This is a genomic window from Pseudomonas sp. Pmew2 (assembly GCF_058129885.1).
In genome coordinates, this window is record NZ_CM176702.1 from 4114020 (window position 1) to 4128778 (window position 14759).

The window sequence follows — 14759 nt, forward strand, 5'->3', positions numbered from 1 at the left end:
CTGGAAACCTAGCGTCATGAAAGCACTTACCTTCGAAAGCTATGGCAAGTCGCCTGAAATTGCGATAACGCATGTACCTCTGCCGACCATCAAGCCTGATGAACTGTTAGTGGAAGTTCACGCGGCCGGGTTGAACCCGATCGACAACATGATTACCACGGGCACGTTCAAGGCCGTCCTCAAGTACGAATTACCCGCCATTATGGGCAGCGATCTTTCCGGCGTGGTCATCGCGGTAGACAAAGCCGTCACCCGCTTCAAGGCGGGTGACGCCATTTTCGCCAGCCTCTTTGACCTCGGCAAAGGTAGCATCGCCGAATTTGCAGCCGTGCCTGAGCACGCTGCTGCACTTAAACCGGCGAATCTGGATTTCGTACAAGCGGCCTCTATTCCGATGGTCGGGCTTACATCCTGGCAAGCCTTGAAAGAACGCGCCAATCTTCAATCCGGCCAGAAGGTATTCATACCTGCCGGGGCTGGAGGCATCGGCACCTTCGCTATTCAACTGGCTAAACACCTGGGGGCCAACGTCGCCACGACCACCAGTACCGGCAATGTAGAGCTGGTGCGCAGCCTGGGTGCAGATGAAGTGGTGGACTATAAAAAGCAGGCATTCGAGCAAGTATTGCGCGACTACGACCTGGTTCTGGGTACAACGCGAGGAGATACGATTAAAAAAGCCGTCGGCATCCTCAAGTCAGGAGGTTTGATCGTATCCCTCGTCGGGCCACTGGATAAGGCGTTCGCCAAGGCACGCCGGATGAATGCCTTCTTCACTTTCCTCTTCGGGCTGATGAGCCACTCAATCAGGCGCCGTGCGAAAAAACACCACGTGACCTACTCGTTCCTGTTCGTACGCCCGCAGGGGGCTCAACTCGAGAAGATTGCCGTGTTACTTGAAAGCGGGCAAATCAAACCCGTCATTGACAGGGTCTTTGCGCTTGAGCAGGCCAAAGAAGGACTTGAGTACCTGGCCCGGGGGCGTGCCAAAGGCAAAGTAGTTGTGAAGATCAGGTAAGTGTCGGTGACCCGCGTTTTCAATTCCCCACATAAGCAACTTGTCGGCCCCCAGCCTTTTGAACACTGGAGCATTACATGAGCACATCTTCCGGAAAAACGGCCATTGTCACCGGTGCATCATCCGGTATCGGCCGCGCAACGGCCGAGGCGCTGGTGCGCTCGGGCTATACCGTATTCGGCACCAGCCGCAAGATTGGCGAAAGTGCAACGCAGGTATCCATGCGTACTTGTGACGTAACTGACGATGACTCGGTCAGCGCGCTCGTTTCCAGCGTACTTGCGCAGACCGGGCGGATCGACCTGCTGGTCAACAATGCAGGTATTGGCCTGATAGGCGGCTCCGAGGAATTCTCGATACCCCAGGTGCAGGCGTTGTTCGACGTCAATCTGTTCGGCGTCATCCGCATGACCAATGCAGTATTACCGTCGATGCGCGAACATGGCCAGGGGCGCATTATCAATATCGGTTCGATTCTTGGCCTGATACCCGCGCCCTACTCTTCGCATTATTCGGCGGTCAAGCATGCGCTGGAAGGTTACTCGGAATCTCTGGATCACGAAGTGCGCGCCTTCAATATTCGCGTCTCGGTCATTGAGCCGGCTTTTGTACGAACCGTCTTCGATCAAAACGGCCTTGAGCCGGACCGGTTATTGAAGGAATACGATCAGGCCCGAGCAGGATTCAAGGCGTTGCTTGTCAACGCCAACTAAAAAGTGACCCCCTTCCGTGCTAAATCGCCAACTTAGTTTTGACCCCCCTCGGGTTCATATTTTCGAGCCGGTTCGGCCCGAGAAGATTTGGTTCCTGCTTTGCGCTTGTCCTTGAGTCGATAGCTTTCACCTGTCATCTGCACGATATGGGCATGATGTAACAGCCTGTCCAGCATGGCCGCTGTCAGTGTTTGATCATCCGCAAAGGTTCCGGCCCACTGGGTAAACGGCAAGTTACTCGTGAGGATCAGGCTGCCTTGCTCGTAGCGCTTGGCGACAACATTGAAGAACAGGTTGGCTTCATCACGACCAAACGGCAGGTAGCCGATTTCATCGATGACCAACAACCCAGGGGCCATCACCACACGACTGAAGTATTCCTTGAGCCGTTCCTGGCGGTGCGCAGCGGTCAGTTGCAGCATCAAGTCAGCCGCCGTGACGAAGCGGGTTTTGATACCGGCCATCACTGCCCGGTAGGCCAGGGCGATAGCCAGGTGGCTCTTGCCTACACCACTAGGCCCCAGGAACACGATGTTCTCGGCACGTCCAACAAAACTCAGTGCTGCCAGCTCCTGGAGCTGTGCCCGGGGGACGCCGGTGGCAAACGCGAAGTCGTATTGCTCCAGCGTTTTCACAGCGGGCAGCGCGGCAGTTTTCAGCAGGGCCTGTCGAGAGCGTTCACTTCGGGCATCGGTCTCGGCAGCCAGCAGCTTTTCGAGGAAGTCGGCAAAGCTGTCTTCGCCGCTTGCTGCTTGTTGGGCCAGGTGCGGCCAGTCCACCCCGACGCGCTCAAGCTTTAGCCCCTTGCATAGTTCTGTCAGGCGAGCATGTTGAAGGTTCATGCTCTCACCTCCAGCAGTTGCTCATAAACCGACAGCGGATGCTGCAAGCTCTCGTACGGCAGGACCCGTCCCAGGCGTAGGCCTTGGGCGGGTTGTGGGCGCAGGCTCTGTGTTGGCAGTGGTAATAGTACCTGCTGCTCTTGGGCCAGACGTACCGCCGGTTGAACACCCGTCGTGCCGTGAATCCGCTGATGAGCGACTTCGTCGAGCCATTGGCCGATATGTGCGTTGGCCGTCACCACATCCAGCGTCAGACCCGCACTCTTGAGCGTAGCGGCCAACGGGGTAATGAAACTGCCCTTCAGATACCCGTTGAAGCGCTCAACCTTGCCCTTGGTCTGGGCACGGTAAGGGCGGCAGACCTTGGGAATAAAACCAAACTCATCGGCCAGCGCAGCCAATCGGGGATGCCAACGGTGCTGGCCCTCCCCAAAAGCATCTCGCTCGGTGATGATGGTTCCGGCGTTATCAAACAATGCCTGCTCGGGCACGCCGCCAAAGTAAGCGAACGCCTCCCGAAGCCCTGTCAGCCAGGCTTCGCTGTCCTCTCGCTCGGAGAAACGGACAAAGCTTGCTCGACTAAAACCAAGTGTCGCCACGAACGCCTTAAGCGGCTGACGGCCTCGTCGAATGGTGGTGAAGTCCACCTGTATCTGCTTGCCGGGCAGTGTCTCGAAACGTACCACCGGCTCTTCTGCCTTACGTTTGAAGGGGCGAATATAAGCCTTCAGACGACTGACGCCGCCGCTGTACCCCAATGCCGTGATCTCACGCAGCAGGACGGTCGCCGGAATCCAGTGTGGGCGCGCCGCCTCAATACGCTCGTGCAGGTAGTCCTTGAAGGGGTCGATTTTGCACGGACGTGCGGGTCTCACCTTGTCACTGGGTAGCGACCGGGCCTTTCGCAGGTACTTGCGCACGGTGTTACGCGAAATACCCAGCTCACGGGCGATGAATTTGATGCCATGGCCCTGACGGGCCAACACTTTAATTTCCACAGACTGCTCCTGGGTCAACATATTGGCAGCTCAAAGCCGCCAGTTTTACCCAGGGGGGTCAATTCTAGGTTGGCGTTAGGGGGTCATTTTTACAGTGGCGGTGACAGTTGCTCGCCGATGTAGTGCCGAAAGCCGATTTGCCGGAAGTGGTGGCGGCTGTAGTGCTTAAAGCGGCGAGCGATGTACTCCCCAAGCGGCGCTACACTGCCGGCAAGACAGCCCGACAAATCAGCATGCTGCGTCGCTTTGCACCTGCCGGGGTGTTTGACAAGAACCTGCGCAAGGAGCTTCGTTTGCCGGTTTGAAATGCAGGTGAGGCTGTCACTTCAGGGGCGGTGCTTGAGCTGGACAGCCGGGGAATGCAGGGGCGTACGATGACAATTCAGACACCAGACCACACCGCTGACCAGCAAGGCAATGGCCGCCAGCTCATAGCCGTCGGGTAGCCGGCGCTCCCATAAAAAACCGAAGACAAGCGCCGCCAGCGTTTCAATCACGAGCACTTGCCCGCTGAGTGCCAAGGGCAGAAGTCGGCTCGCCTGATTCCAGCAGGCACCACCCACCACCGAAGACAAAAGCGCAACGCCACCGGCCACCACGAGAAAATGCAGCCATTCGGAAATACCATAGGTGCCCACTTGAGAACCCAGGACCGGCGTTGCCAAAAGCAGTGATTGAGCGCCCGTCATGACCCCCATAAGCAACGCCCAGTCATGCGCGGAGACGTTGGTGACCTGCACCAGCCGCCGGGCATTGCTCACCGCAAACCAGCTCCACGTCAGCAACGCACCTGAGGCGCATAAAATCCCGACAATATTTGCCGCTGTATCGGGCCTTTGGTCATTGATCAGCGCGTGCCAACTGATAAGCACAACGCCCCCCACTGCGCAGCACAGTGAGGGGAAGAGCTTGCGCAGAGAAACGGCATTTGCGTCATGACGACCTGCCAGGGTTACGAGCACCGGAATAAGTCCGACAATCAACGACGTTGTGGCGATGCCGACCAACTGCACGCCTGTGCCCACTAGCGAGTAGTAGATGAGGTTGCCGATCAGGCTAAGCCAGAAGAGTGACTTCCAGTCGGCCATGGTGAGACTGGCGCAAACACGCCGCCAACGCAGCATCAGCAGGGCCGCAGAAATTGCGCCGTAGCAGAGAAATCTTATGACCGCGAACTGCACACCGCTCAAGCCTGGAGTCAGCTGCGGGCCCAGGAAAATCACGCCCCAGCACAGACCGGCGCAAACGCCATAAACAATGCCCTTGGGCAATGATCGATCAGCAAACATTTCACCTGCGCTCCAACGCCTAAAGCATGAAGTCTGGAGCGTCGGGCCTGGAGGGTCTTGTCAGTAACTGCGGATTTTTTTACCCGGACTGTTTTTGCACTTTACGATAAACCGCCGGGGTCGTAGCGCTCAAACGCTGCATGGTGCGCGTCAGCGATGCCTGATCGGAAAAGCCCGCACGCAAGGCAATCTCGGCTATCGGCAGCGAGGTGCCACGCAACCACCGTTCAGCCTCCTGTATGCGTAGTTCAGTCAGCCAGGCTTGAGGACTCATCGCGAATAATTGCCGGAATCGCTGGTGCAACTGGCTCATGCTCATGTTTGCGGCTTGGGCCATGGCCTGATTGCTCCAGTGTGCCCCAGGATTTGCTCGCAGACGGGCTATCAACTGCTCTATCGGGGACGAAAAACAGCAGGTGTCCGAGCCAAGGGACGACAGAAGCAGAGGGCCCAGCTGTGAGGCAGCGATGGCCAGTTGCTGGTTACCGATCAGCTCGGCGAATTCGATAAGGCGACGGGTCGCGGGCGAAACAGGCACATATATTTTCTCGGCCAGACGCCCCATCTGGATTGTCTCCAGCGTTGTCGGTGCGCAGTCCAGCACCAGAAAACGGCTGTCGACGTGAGTGTCCTGCGAGTGCCGCGAACCAGGCTTTACCAGCGCGGCCAGTGACTGATCGATAAAGCCACCGCGACCGTCCACGTCAATTTCCATTCGGCCACGAATCGGCAGTACCAGTTGAGTATGGTCGTGACAGTGCTGAGGGCTTTGCGTCTTGTAGCTGCGAACTTCAAGGCTTAGAAACATTAGTGCACCCCTTGCCGTCGGGTGATTCGAGGTCTGGCGTTCCATAGTGCCTGCGCGCTTACAGGTTCAGCGGCGTCAGCAACAGGTCAACTGGCTGGCAATCCTGATCCCGCTTGATCAGCATCTACTTAAGCCGGCAGCGGCCCGCAGGCACGATAGGTGTCGATCAGCGTATCAAAAAGGGCAATGTCTGACCGGCTTCTCGCAATGAGTTGAGCGCCCGCCACAGCCGAAAAAATCGCCTGCGCCCGCACCTCGCTGGCCGCTGGCAAACACACATTCGCCGCCACCAGAAGCTTGCTCAGCCAGGCAATATTGACCTGGGCAAAAAACTGAATTTCCTGAGTCATCTCTGGCGGCAATTTATCGGTTTCAGCGCCGATAAAACTGCCCAGACAAAGGCGGTTTTCAGCCTCTAGCGAACGGCGGAAAATTTCCGGGAAACGGTGCAGCGCTTCGACAGGGTCTGGTGTTTCTTCAGAAATAGCCTCAAGAGCAGCAGCACCGTCCTGCCAGTAGCGCCTGGCAACCGCCACACCCAGGTCAGCCTTGCTTGGAAAGTGGTAGTAAATACTGGCTGGTTTGATTCCAACCTGAGCCGCCAGATCGCGAAAGTTCAGGCCGTTATAACCCTGAGACTGAGCGATGTTTCTCGCGGCAAGCAGAATGGCCTCTCGTGCGTTGATGGTCATCGTGGTGCCTTGTGCTTCGGACAGGTTTCTGCAAACGGGCGCATGCTAATTCAAAAACCTGACTGTTGTCAGGTAGAACGGTTGTGCGAGGCACGGGGAAGTCGAGAACGCCATGCAATGACGGTCCCGACGATAATGTGCGCGCGCAACAGGTCGGTCACTCGGCCGGCGAGTCCAGTTCGGGTATACCGCTGCTGCGATCAGCATAGGCGGCCTGGAAACCCGGGCGTTTCTGCCAGCGCTTCCAGTACAAGTCCAGGAACTCGAAACGCTCATCCAGCGGCGTGGCGTTGACCGGAAACTTGGAGAAGGCAATGGCGGTTGCAAGGGTGATATCCGCGAAAGTCGGCGCCTCGCCGCCCAACAGCCACTCGCGGCCATCGGAAAGATGACGGTTGACCAATGCGGCGTGTGTCAGCGCCTCTTTGCGGCAGTGCTCGCCCCATGCTTCGTTCTTCGTCAGTTCAAGTTTGAAGCCGAGCCCGGTGTGCAATACATGAAACGCGGTAACGATCCGGTAGAGAATATGCACCCAGATCCGGTTATCCCACATGTTATCAAGGCCTTGTTCCAGAGCGCCCTCCCCCATGATCTTGCGGCCCGGATAAGACTGATCCAGATAGCGAGCGATAGCGGCGGTCTCGGAAATGAAGCTGCCGTCTGCCAGTTCAAGGGTGGGCGTTTCTCCCCAAGGGTTCATATTGAGATGACGCCAGCCACGCTGCTCTCCGCCGGGGGTCATGTCGTAAATAGTCTCATCGAACTGATCGGCAATGCCTTTTTCGTGGATGAACAGGCGCAGGCGCTGGGGGTTCGGAAAAGCCGAAGGAGATGTGAAAAGTCGCAATCTGGAAGTCATGGTCGGGCCTGTGAAATGGAGTGGGCATCCACCTAACAACTGTTAGGTGGATAGACCGTAGCACACTCCTGAGCCCAGTCAATAACCTACCTAACATTTGTTAGGTTAATGACCGTAGCGCCCTATTTTCGCTGGCCCGTGTTTTCAGCGCTCAAACGCGAAGTCCTTGATATTCTATTGGCTGCGCTCCAGAGACTCGTGAGTGCAGCTCAAGACAGACAAGGCCCGTGCCTGAAATACACAGGTTTGCCAGGCCGCACAGTGCAAAGAAGGGAAAAGAATGCAGCACGCTTCGCTGAACCGTTTTCATACTGGGCTGCTCGCCTTGCTTTTGCTGTGCGTGACCTTGCCAGCCCTGGCCCAGAATAGCCCGGCGCCTCAAACCGATAGCACCAGTAGCGCATCTCCCGCAGTGGATGCACCGAGCCTGGATGACTTGAGCGAACAACTGGATCAGATCCGTCAAAAAGTGACGGGCAGCGCCAACGATGACCTGCTTTCAAGCCTGCGGCAGGCCGCTTTGCAGGTCCAGAAACAAGCCGACAATCTGACTGCCCGACAAGCTGTCGACATCGAACACCTGAATGATCAGCTCAACATTCTCGGGCCGGCGCAACCGGACGAGGCGCCAAGTCTGACCAGTCAGCGCAAGACATTGACCGCTCAGAAAAACGCGCTGGTCGATGATGAACGCCAAACCAACACGTTAAGCCAGTCAGCCCGTGATCTGGCTACGCAGATATTCAATCTGCGCCGCAGCCTATTCGATTCGCAGATCAGCACGCGGACAGCGAGCCCGCTCAGCTCGGCGTTCTGGTCCACGCTGATTCGTCCTACCGATGACGACCTGGGACGCTTGAACAGACTTCTGGTGGATGTCCGCCAAGTGCTCAGCAGCACGCTGGCACCGGAAAACCGTTTGCAATTCATCAGCATCGTAGTCGCCGCGCTGTTCGTATGGGTCGTTATTCGCCGCCTGCTGGAGCGCTTGCTGATCTGGTCGATGATTCGCTGGCTACCCGAAGGCCGCCTGCGCCGCAGCGCCCTGGCACTGGCTGTAGGGCTATCGACCATTCTCACCATTACCGTTGCCACTTCCTTGTTGCGCTGGGGGATCGTGCGCAATGCGGTGCTCAGCAACGACGTGGTCAACCTGCTCGATCAGGTGCAGACGCTGATCACTTTCTGCGCTTTCATCGTCGGTCTGGGCCGCGCGTTGTTGATGCGGGCACACGCCTCGTGGCGTCTGCCGCAAATCCCTGACCAGATCGCCACGGCACTGGGCCGCTTCCCGCCTGCCCTGGCGCTGGCACTCATGATCATCGGCACGCAGGAGCGCATCAACAGTGTCATAGCCAGCAGCCTGGCCCTGACGGTAGCGGTCAATGGCCTGACAGCGCTGGCGGTTTCGCTGGTGTTTTTCTACGCCTTGGTGCGCTACCGCCGAACCCGCCGACGCTTTGAGCTGGAGCGGCCAGCAGGTTTCGTCGGACTGCTTCCCTTTATCGTTGCGGTATGGGTCGGCCTGAGCTTGCTGGCGTTGCTCAGCGGCTACCTGACGCTGGCTTACTTTCTGGCGGTAAAACTGCTTTGGGTGAGCGTGGTGGCGTCCACTGCGTATCTATTGATCGCCTGCTTCGGTGACATCTGCGAGACCCTTCTGTCGCCTAAACAACCTGGCGGCATGGCGTTGGGTTCGGCGCTGGGCTTGTCCGCCCGCCACCAGGCCCAGGCAAGCACCGTACTGGCAGGCATAGGCCGTACCCTGCTGTTGCTTACCGCATTGCTGCTGGCTTTCCTGCCTTCGGGTTCCAGCCCGGGCGACCTGCTCGCAAGTTTCACTCAAATGGACGTCACGTCCAAATCCCTGGGCAACCTGAACATCGTCCCCAGCGATATTCTGATGGCACTGATTTGCCTGGTCGTCGGCCTGCTGGGCGTGCGGGTACTCAAGGAGTGGTTCGGAGAACGCCTTCTGCCCGAGACCAACATGGACGCGGGCATGCAGGCCTCGCTGGTGACCTTGATCGGCTACATCGGCTTTGTGCTGGTGGTGGCCGTGGTGATGTCCACACTCAAGATCAGCCTGACCAATTTGACCTGGGTGGTCAGTGCGCTATCGGTGGGGATCGGTTTCGGTCTGCAGGCCATTGTGCAGAACTTTATCTCGGGCCTGATTCTGCTGACCGAGCGTCCGGTCAAAGTCGGCGACTGGGTAAGCCTGGCAGGGGTCGAAGGCGATATTCGCCGGATCAACGTCCGCGCGACCGAAATCCAGATGGGCGACCGCTCGACAGTGATCGTGCCAAACTCGCAGTTCATCACGCAAAACGTGCGCAACGTCACCATGGGCAACGCGCTGGGCGTAGTCGGAATCACCCTCACCCTGCCCCTGGAAACAGATGTTCTGCAAATACGCGAGCTGCTGTTGCAGGCCTTTACCGAGCACGAAGCGATACTCGACACGCCTGCACCTTCAGTCACCTTCAAGGACCTGACCAATACCGGTTTGATCATCAGCGCCAGTGGCTACGTGAACAGCCCACGCTCGGTGGGAGGTGCGCGGAGTGATCTGTTGTTTACGGTTCTGGGGCGTCTGAGGGAGCTGGGTGTAGCGCTGTCTGCGCCGCAGAGCATGGTATTGATCAATGAGGGGGCTGGGAAGGAGACGCCAGAAGAGAACCCGTGATACTTCAGGGCTGGAGCGGAGCGGATGAAGCGGCCAGCAGGACTCACCTCCGTTCAGGCGGCTGCCACATACTTCTGCAAACCGGCGCTGTGCACGTCATTGCAGCGCTGGAGCAGGATCTGGTCGCTGAAGTGAACCGTATGACTGATGGCAAAGGCGCGCGCATGGCCTTCGACCAGGTTGGCGGTCCTGAGGTTGCAAACATCCTTCGCGCACTGTCGTATCTGGGCATTTTCTTCCAGTATGGAGCACTTGAGACCGCAGACCTGAGTATTCCTGTCATGGAGTTATTGTCCAAGGTCATCGAGCATTCGTAGTGCAGGGGGCGTGTAGTACATCATACGAACCGAAGGCAGAGGATAATCTAGCGGGCCAGATGCCTTTACTAGACGCTTACGCAGCGGCAAACGGGCGGCAGCAATCATGAGTTTGATCCAGTCTGCACGAATGAACGGACATGATCCGTTTGCGTATCTCAAGGATTTACTGCCGCGGTTGCCGACGCAGAAGGCCAGTGAAATCGACCAACTGTTGCCGCATCACTGGATGCCTAGCTGATCTGCGCAAGGCGTACTCCCCGTACGCTTAGACCTGCTGACCGAAGCAGTCGGGCCTTTCGAGCTTGATGAGCAAGCAGTTGCGAACGTCAGCAATTGCATCTGGTGACAACCCGCCAGAGCTTAAAGCGGACACATCACTTAGCGTCCAATCCAGGGAACCATTGTGAGATTAGATTGGGTAGTTAGTCTAGGGTCTGTTCCCGTTTCGACGTAACCCATTGATCTCTATGAGAACAGGCCCGTATTGTTGGAGTTCTCACACAACACCAATACGAGCCTGCAATGCCCCGATTAATGCTCAGTGATGAGCACTGGCCGAAGCTTCGAGAAATTTTGCTGCACGAATCGATCTACAACAAGCGAGATTTGCGCACCACGGTTGAAGGCATGCTGTACCGCATGCGTGTGGGTTGCCCTTGGCGAGACCTGCCGAAAGCGTTTGGAAACTGGAGCAAGGTCTACAAGCGGTTCAATGCCTGGTCTGCTTCAGGCAAGTGGGTCAAGGTGCTTGAGGTGCTGATGACCGATCCTGACATGGAGTGGGTTTTCATTGATGGCAGCTATGTAAAGGCTCATCAGCACAGTGCAGGTGCTGCCAGCACGCAGGACCAGGCCATCGGAAAAAGCCGAGCCGGTAACACCAGCAAGATTCACCTGGCTGTAGACGCTTGTGGGCTGCCCATTGCATTTGACGTGACCGGAGGCCAGACCAATGATTGTTCGCAGGCGGCCTCGTTGATTGCCAAGATGCCCAATGCAGAAGTGATCATTGCGGACAAGGGCTACGACACTGAAGCGATACGCGCTCAGGTCGAGCAGCAAGGCAGCAAAGTGGTGATTCCACGAAAGCGCAATTCTCTGAAAGGGAACGCAGATCTGGACAAAGGGTTATATCGCAATCGACATCTCGTAGAAAACGCCTTTGCCCGGTTGAAGCATTTCCGGGCGGCGGCTTCTCGGTTCGACAAACTCAAGAGAAACTATGAAAGCGTCATAGCAATGGCCTGCGCTTTTCTGTGGCTGCCAATGTGAAACGGGAACAGACCCTAGCGAAGTTATAGAAGACTTCGCTGGCATAATGCCTTCGGGCCATGAATGAAACCCTTGAAACCACACGGCGTACATTCCCGCTGCTTTTGCACCTTGGTAGTCATTTATGGGATGGTCGCCTACAAACCAACACTGTTCGGGAGGAAAACCCAGCTGTGCGGCCCCTGCTCGGAAAATATCGGACGCTGGCTTAGCCATCCCAAACGCTTCCGAGCTAATTACCGTGCTAACCGATTCGGCGAAGGGCAATGCGGCTATGGTTTGCCTGCGCGACCTTTCAGCACCGTTAGAAATAACACCAACCTTAATATCCTTGCTTTCTAGCTCTAGAATCAAACCTAGGGAATCTCCGAACAAGTCCCGGTTATGCGAAAATCGCCTGACCACCTGATCCGAGCCTCCCATGAGCCAGATGAGCTTTTCCGATTTCGAATATGCCAGCAAGCGCAAGCAGACACGCCGCGAACGCTTCCTCGCCGAGATGGATCAGGTCGTCCCCTGGACAGGTCTGCTGGGCCTGATCGAACCGTTCTACCCCAAGGCCGGCGGTGGCAGAAAACCTTATCCGCTGGAAACCATGCTGCGCATTCACCTGCTGCAGAACTGGTTCTCCCTGAGTGATCCGGCCATGGAAGAAGCGCTCTACGAAATCACCCCCATGCGCCAGTTTGCACGCCTGACGTTGAGTGCGCCGATACCGGAAGACACCACGATCATGAACTTCCGGCACCTGCTGGAGAAACATCAACTGGCTCCTGCAATCCTCGCGGTCATCAACGGTTATTTGCAGGAAAAAGGCCTGTCGCTGCGCCAGGGCACCATCGTCGATGCCACCATTATTCATGCCCCAAGCTCGACCAAGAACAAAGACGGCGAGCGTGATCCCGAGATGCATCAGACAAAGAAGGGTAACCAGTATTTCTTCGGTATGAAGGCCCACATCGGCGCTGACGTTGAGTCTGGACTGGTTCATCACGTCCATGGCACTGCGGCCAATGTGGCCGATGTCACTCAAGTCGCCGAACTGCTCCACGGGGAAGAAAACGCGGTCTATGCGGACGCTGGCTACACCGGTGTCGAGAAGCGTGAAGAGCACGAAAATCGTAACGTGATCTGGCAAATCGCGGCGCGGCGCAGCACGTATTCCAAGCTGAACAAACGCAGCCTGTTGTACAAAGCCAAGCGCAAGATCGAGTACTGCAAAGCGCAGACACGCGCCAAGGTCGAGCATCCGTTTCGGGTCATCAAGCGCCAGTTTGGTTACGTGAAAGTACGCTTTCGTGGGCTGATGAAAAACACGGCCCAACTGACCACGCTGTTCGCCCTGTCGAACCTGTGGATGGCTCGAAAGCGACTAATGGGTTTGGGTGAGTTGCGCGCTTAACACGGAAAACCGAGCGAAAAACGCGCTCGACTCACACTGCATCAGACCGTTTTCAGAAAAATAGCGCTATGTGCCTGGCAAATTACGGCTTGCCACCGCTGCGCGGCAAGTTGATCGGAGCATCCCTAGAGCGCCAGGCATCTGTACTGTGGCGGTTGGAAAATTATTCATCCAGTGATCGATTAAGACCTGTGGCACCTTTGGTGCTAACCATGGCAGGTCGTGGGCAAGCGTCTGGCCTACCGCTTCACGGATAGAGGTAAATTTAGATTCAGGAGAAAGGTAGCCGCCGTTGTCTTCTCGAAGAATAAGCTTTCCGATGTCATCCAACGTCACCAGCTTCATTTCATGGCTGAAATCGGTCAGAAACACTTTGGCGTACCGCAGAATACTCAAGTCACGGTTTGTCAGGGTGTTATCTAAATCGAACAGGATAGCTCGTGGGTGCACAAATTTTCCTTCAGACTCCAAATGAGTAGCCGCAGCTCAACCCTATCGTCCGGAACGCGCGTATTCAAAGAGCAGCTACCGCATATGTGGCATCGCCATCTTGCTATGCAATGTGTATTCGCCGGACGCTTACGCTTCTCCTTGAGCACTTCCTTGCCATAAGCCTTCCCGAGCTCCAGCAATACCCCTAGGCCTGCAACACCTGCCTTTTCTGCACCGGCCTTGGTGCGCCGCCACACCTCGCCATCGCGAATAGTGTCGAGGAACTCATGCCCCTTGTAAGTCAGCCGCTGAGGTTGCCACCGGAATCGGTCCATTCCGCCAGTATTTAGAGCCGCCAGCAGACCTGCTTCATCCAAGAGCCGAACATGATAGGAGACCTCTTCGGAAGGTCGATCGTCGATTTCCAGCACGATGAGCCCTTCTGGCTCAGCGTAGGCTTCGATAGCCAGCAGGATTTCTCGCACTAGGTCTTTGTCGAGCTTCATCAGCGGTGTATTTCCATAATAGGGGTTGTAAGCCGGAATCCCAGAAATTTCCGTCATGGGCGGGAAGCCAGTACTGGTGTGGATTGACGCCAAACAGTTGTTTTCCGGCAGAGACGCCGCCAAGCCGAAAATGGCTTGATTGAGCGGCCAAATATGTACGGAAAACCGTATCGGATAGCAAAAGCAGCCGGTAACCACTCTGGTGATGTTTTCCGACAGAGTTTTCGGGGATTCCGGGGTACAGCCCCTACTTGATGCTTTTGTTGATGCAAGTCAATGACAGGCGCTCTTGGCTTTGTGCTTGTGGAACCTAATTGCTATGAACGCCAACTAAAGGCTGCGTTACCTAACTCACGAGAAAAGACAATTCAAAATTAGCAGAACTTAACTTTCTCTCTGCAAAAAGGCATGGAATTTCTTATGAAGCTTTCAATTGCATGCATTGGAGTGCTCATTTTTGGAGAGTTTCTACTTGAAATTGGCCTTCCCACTACTGACCTTGCGCTTATTAAAGCGGGGCTTTTGGCGCTTAGCGCGTCAATTTCACTCTTCCTGGCAGAATTGGGCTTGGCGACCATGAAGGTTCTTCGTGACCAAGCATGTCCAGCCGCTACACCGCTGGGCCGAATCAGTAGAGGCTCGTCCATGTCCGCCTCTAGGCAATCAATAAGAAAGGAAAGCTATATGCTTGTTCTGACTCGCCGTGAAGGTGAAAATATTCTGATTGAGGATGGGATTCAGATCCAAGTCCTCGCTATTTCAGAGTTCGATCAGATTGTGCGTATCGGGATTGAAGCACCGAAAGTCGCCATTGTTCAATGCAGAGACATTGACAGAAAGGTAACTGAACACAAGCCCAGGCCTGTCATCATTCATAAGTGTCGGTGGCGCTCATTGGTCAAAAAATAGGTAGGAAAGC

At 56.1% G+C, this 14759-nt stretch carries 14 protein-coding genes and 4 pseudogenes; 9 read left to right on the top strand and 9 right to left on the bottom strand.

Going from position 1 to position 14759, the window contains the following annotated elements; translation table 11 throughout:
• Positions 1–16 precede the first annotated feature (16 nt).
• Both AC4ANK_RS18785 and AC4ANK_RS18790 read left to right on the top strand, forming a co-directional pair.
• A complete protein-coding gene (locus tag AC4ANK_RS18785) occupies positions 17–1018 on the top strand; it encodes an NADP-dependent oxidoreductase (protein ID WP_460384793.1) in 1002 nt (333 codons plus the stop codon).
• Positions 1019–1095: 77 nt separating this feature from the next.
• Positions 1096–1722: pseudogene (locus tag AC4ANK_RS18790) on the top strand (oxidoreductase); the annotation flags it as partial.
• A gap of 41 nt (positions 1723–1763) precedes the next feature.
• Here AC4ANK_RS18790 and istB read toward each other — a convergent pair.
• Both istB and istA read right to left on the bottom strand, forming a co-directional pair.
• Positions 1764–2573 carry an IS21-like element ISPsy4 family helper ATPase IstB gene (istB, locus tag AC4ANK_RS18795; RefSeq protein WP_005741073.1) on the bottom strand — a complete coding sequence of 270 codons (810 nt, stop codon included), beginning with the start codon at positions 2571–2573 and terminating at the stop codon, positions 1764–1766.
• Positions 2570–3592, bottom strand: a complete 1023-nt coding sequence (gene istA, locus AC4ANK_RS18800; protein WP_002551322.1) for an IS21-like element ISPsy4 family transposase — start codon at positions 3590–3592, stop codon at positions 2570–2572. The genes istB and istA overlap by 4 nt, the downstream gene beginning before the upstream one ends.
• Before the next feature lie 86 nt (positions 3593–3678).
• Here istA and AC4ANK_RS18805 point away from each other — a divergent pair.
• Positions 3679–3876, top strand: a pseudogene (locus AC4ANK_RS18805) (oxidoreductase); the annotation flags it as partial.
• Positions 3877–3897: 21 nt separating this feature from the next.
• Here AC4ANK_RS18805 and AC4ANK_RS18810 read toward each other — a convergent pair.
• The 4 genes from AC4ANK_RS18810 to AC4ANK_RS18825 form a co-directional block, all read right to left on the bottom strand.
• Complete coding sequence (locus AC4ANK_RS18810) at positions 3898–4860, bottom strand: DMT family transporter (RefSeq protein WP_044318667.1); 963 nt, start codon at positions 4858–4860, stop codon at positions 3898–3900.
• A 79-nt stretch (positions 4861–4939) separates the two neighbouring features.
• Positions 4940–5668: a helix-turn-helix domain-containing protein gene (locus tag AC4ANK_RS18815; RefSeq protein ID WP_031598422.1), complete on the bottom strand. Its 729-nt coding sequence runs from the start codon at positions 5666–5668 to the stop codon at positions 4940–4942.
• A 128-nt stretch (positions 5669–5796) separates the two neighbouring features.
• Entirely contained in the window at positions 5797–6360 is a 564-nt protein-coding gene (locus AC4ANK_RS18820; protein WP_031598420.1) for a TetR/AcrR family transcriptional regulator, read from the bottom strand.
• Positions 6361–6517: 157 nt separating this feature from the next.
• A complete protein-coding gene (locus tag AC4ANK_RS18825) occupies positions 6518–7219 on the bottom strand; it encodes a glutathione S-transferase family protein (RefSeq protein WP_004661262.1) in 702 nt (233 codons plus the stop codon).
• 280 nt (positions 7220–7499) lie between these two features.
• Between AC4ANK_RS18825 and AC4ANK_RS18830 the strand changes: the two genes are divergently transcribed.
• The 4 genes and pseudogenes from AC4ANK_RS18830 to AC4ANK_RS18845 all read left to right on the top strand — a co-directional run bounded on the left by AC4ANK_RS18830 (position 7500) and on the right by AC4ANK_RS18845 (position 11500).
• A complete protein-coding gene (locus AC4ANK_RS18830) occupies positions 7500–9908 on the top strand; it encodes a DUF3772 domain-containing protein (RefSeq protein ID WP_005733767.1) in 2409 nt (802 codons plus the stop codon).
• A complete protein-coding gene (locus tag AC4ANK_RS18835) occupies positions 9905–10225 on the top strand; it encodes a zinc-binding dehydrogenase (RefSeq protein ID WP_005733766.1) in 321 nt (106 codons plus the stop codon). Before AC4ANK_RS18830 ends, AC4ANK_RS18835 begins: the two co-directional genes overlap by 4 nt.
• Before the next feature lie 64 nt (positions 10226–10289).
• Positions 10290–10466, top strand: a pseudogene (locus AC4ANK_RS18840) (transposase domain-containing protein); the annotation flags it as partial.
• A gap of 284 nt (positions 10467–10750) precedes the next feature.
• Positions 10751–11500, top strand: a complete 750-nt coding sequence (locus tag AC4ANK_RS18845; protein WP_460382697.1) for an IS5 family transposase — start codon at positions 10751–10753, stop codon at positions 11498–11500.
• A 90-nt stretch (positions 11501–11590) separates the two neighbouring features.
• Here the strand turns inward: AC4ANK_RS18845 and AC4ANK_RS18850 are convergent.
• Positions 11591–11923, bottom strand: a pseudogene (locus AC4ANK_RS18850) (HAD family hydrolase); the annotation flags it as partial.
• On the opposite strand from AC4ANK_RS18850, the gene AC4ANK_RS18855 reads away from it, so the two are divergent.
• A complete protein-coding gene (locus AC4ANK_RS18855) occupies positions 11922–12902 on the top strand; it encodes an IS5 family transposase (protein ID WP_044424202.1) in 981 nt (326 codons plus the stop codon). The pseudogene AC4ANK_RS18850 and the gene AC4ANK_RS18855 overlap by 2 nt on opposite strands.
• 66 nt (positions 12903–12968) lie before the next feature.
• Here the strand turns inward: AC4ANK_RS18855 and AC4ANK_RS18860 are convergent, their stop codons facing one another.
• Both AC4ANK_RS18860 and AC4ANK_RS18865 read right to left on the bottom strand, forming a co-directional pair.
• Positions 12969–13274 (bottom strand): hypothetical protein, encoded by a 306-nt coding sequence (locus AC4ANK_RS18860; protein WP_152644787.1) that lies wholly within the window; start codon positions 13272–13274, stop codon positions 12969–12971.
• A 47-nt stretch (positions 13275–13321) separates the two neighbouring features.
• On the bottom strand, positions 13322–13897 hold the full coding sequence (locus AC4ANK_RS18865; protein ID WP_223216162.1) for a DUF2513 domain-containing protein: 576 nt from the start codon (positions 13895–13897) through the stop codon (positions 13322–13324).
• A 627-nt stretch (positions 13898–14524) separates the two neighbouring features.
• Between AC4ANK_RS18865 and AC4ANK_RS18870 the strand changes: the two genes are divergently transcribed.
• Positions 14525–14749, top strand: a complete 225-nt coding sequence (locus AC4ANK_RS18870; protein ID WP_004661238.1) for a carbon storage regulator — start codon at positions 14525–14527, stop codon at positions 14747–14749.
• Positions 14750–14759: the final 10 nt, after the last annotated feature.

Bases quoted from the DNA above. Each gene is read 5' to 3' on its own strand.
- AC4ANK_RS18785 (WP_460384793.1), top strand. From the start codon at position 17: ATGAAAGCACTTACCTTCGAAAGCTATGGCAAGTCGCCTGAAATTGCG.
- istB (WP_005741073.1), bottom strand. From the start codon at position 2,573: ATGAACCTTCAACATGCTCGCCTGACAGAACTATGCAAGGGGCTAAAG.
- istA (WP_002551322.1), bottom strand. From the start codon at position 3,592: ATGTTGACCCAGGAGCAGTCTGTGGAAATTAAAGTGTTGGCCCGTCAG.
- AC4ANK_RS18810 (WP_044318667.1), bottom strand. From the start codon at position 4,860: ATGTTTGCTGATCGATCATTGCCCAAGGGCATTGTTTATGGCGTTTGC.
- AC4ANK_RS18815 (WP_031598422.1), bottom strand. From the start codon at position 5,668: ATGTTTCTAAGCCTTGAAGTTCGCAGCTACAAGACGCAAAGCCCTCAG.
- AC4ANK_RS18820 (WP_031598420.1), bottom strand. From the start codon at position 6,360: ATGACCATCAACGCACGAGAGGCCATTCTGCTTGCCGCGAGAAACATC.
- AC4ANK_RS18825 (WP_004661262.1), bottom strand. From the start codon at position 7,219: ATGACTTCCAGATTGCGACTTTTCACATCTCCTTCGGCTTTTCCGAAC.
- AC4ANK_RS18830 (WP_005733767.1), top strand. From the start codon at position 7,500: ATGCAGCACGCTTCGCTGAACCGTTTTCATACTGGGCTGCTCGCCTTG.
- AC4ANK_RS18845 (WP_460382697.1), top strand. From the start codon at position 10,751: ATGCCCCGATTAATGCTCAGTGATGAGCACTGGCCGAAGCTTCGAGAA.
- AC4ANK_RS18855 (WP_044424202.1), top strand. From the start codon at position 11,922: ATGAGCCAGATGAGCTTTTCCGATTTCGAATATGCCAGCAAGCGCAAG.
- AC4ANK_RS18865 (WP_223216162.1), bottom strand. From the start codon at position 13,897: ATGACGGAAATTTCTGGGATTCCGGCTTACAACCCCTATTATGGAAAT.
- AC4ANK_RS18870 (WP_004661238.1), top strand. From the start codon at position 14,525: ATGCTTGTTCTGACTCGCCGTGAAGGTGAAAATATTCTGATTGAGGAT.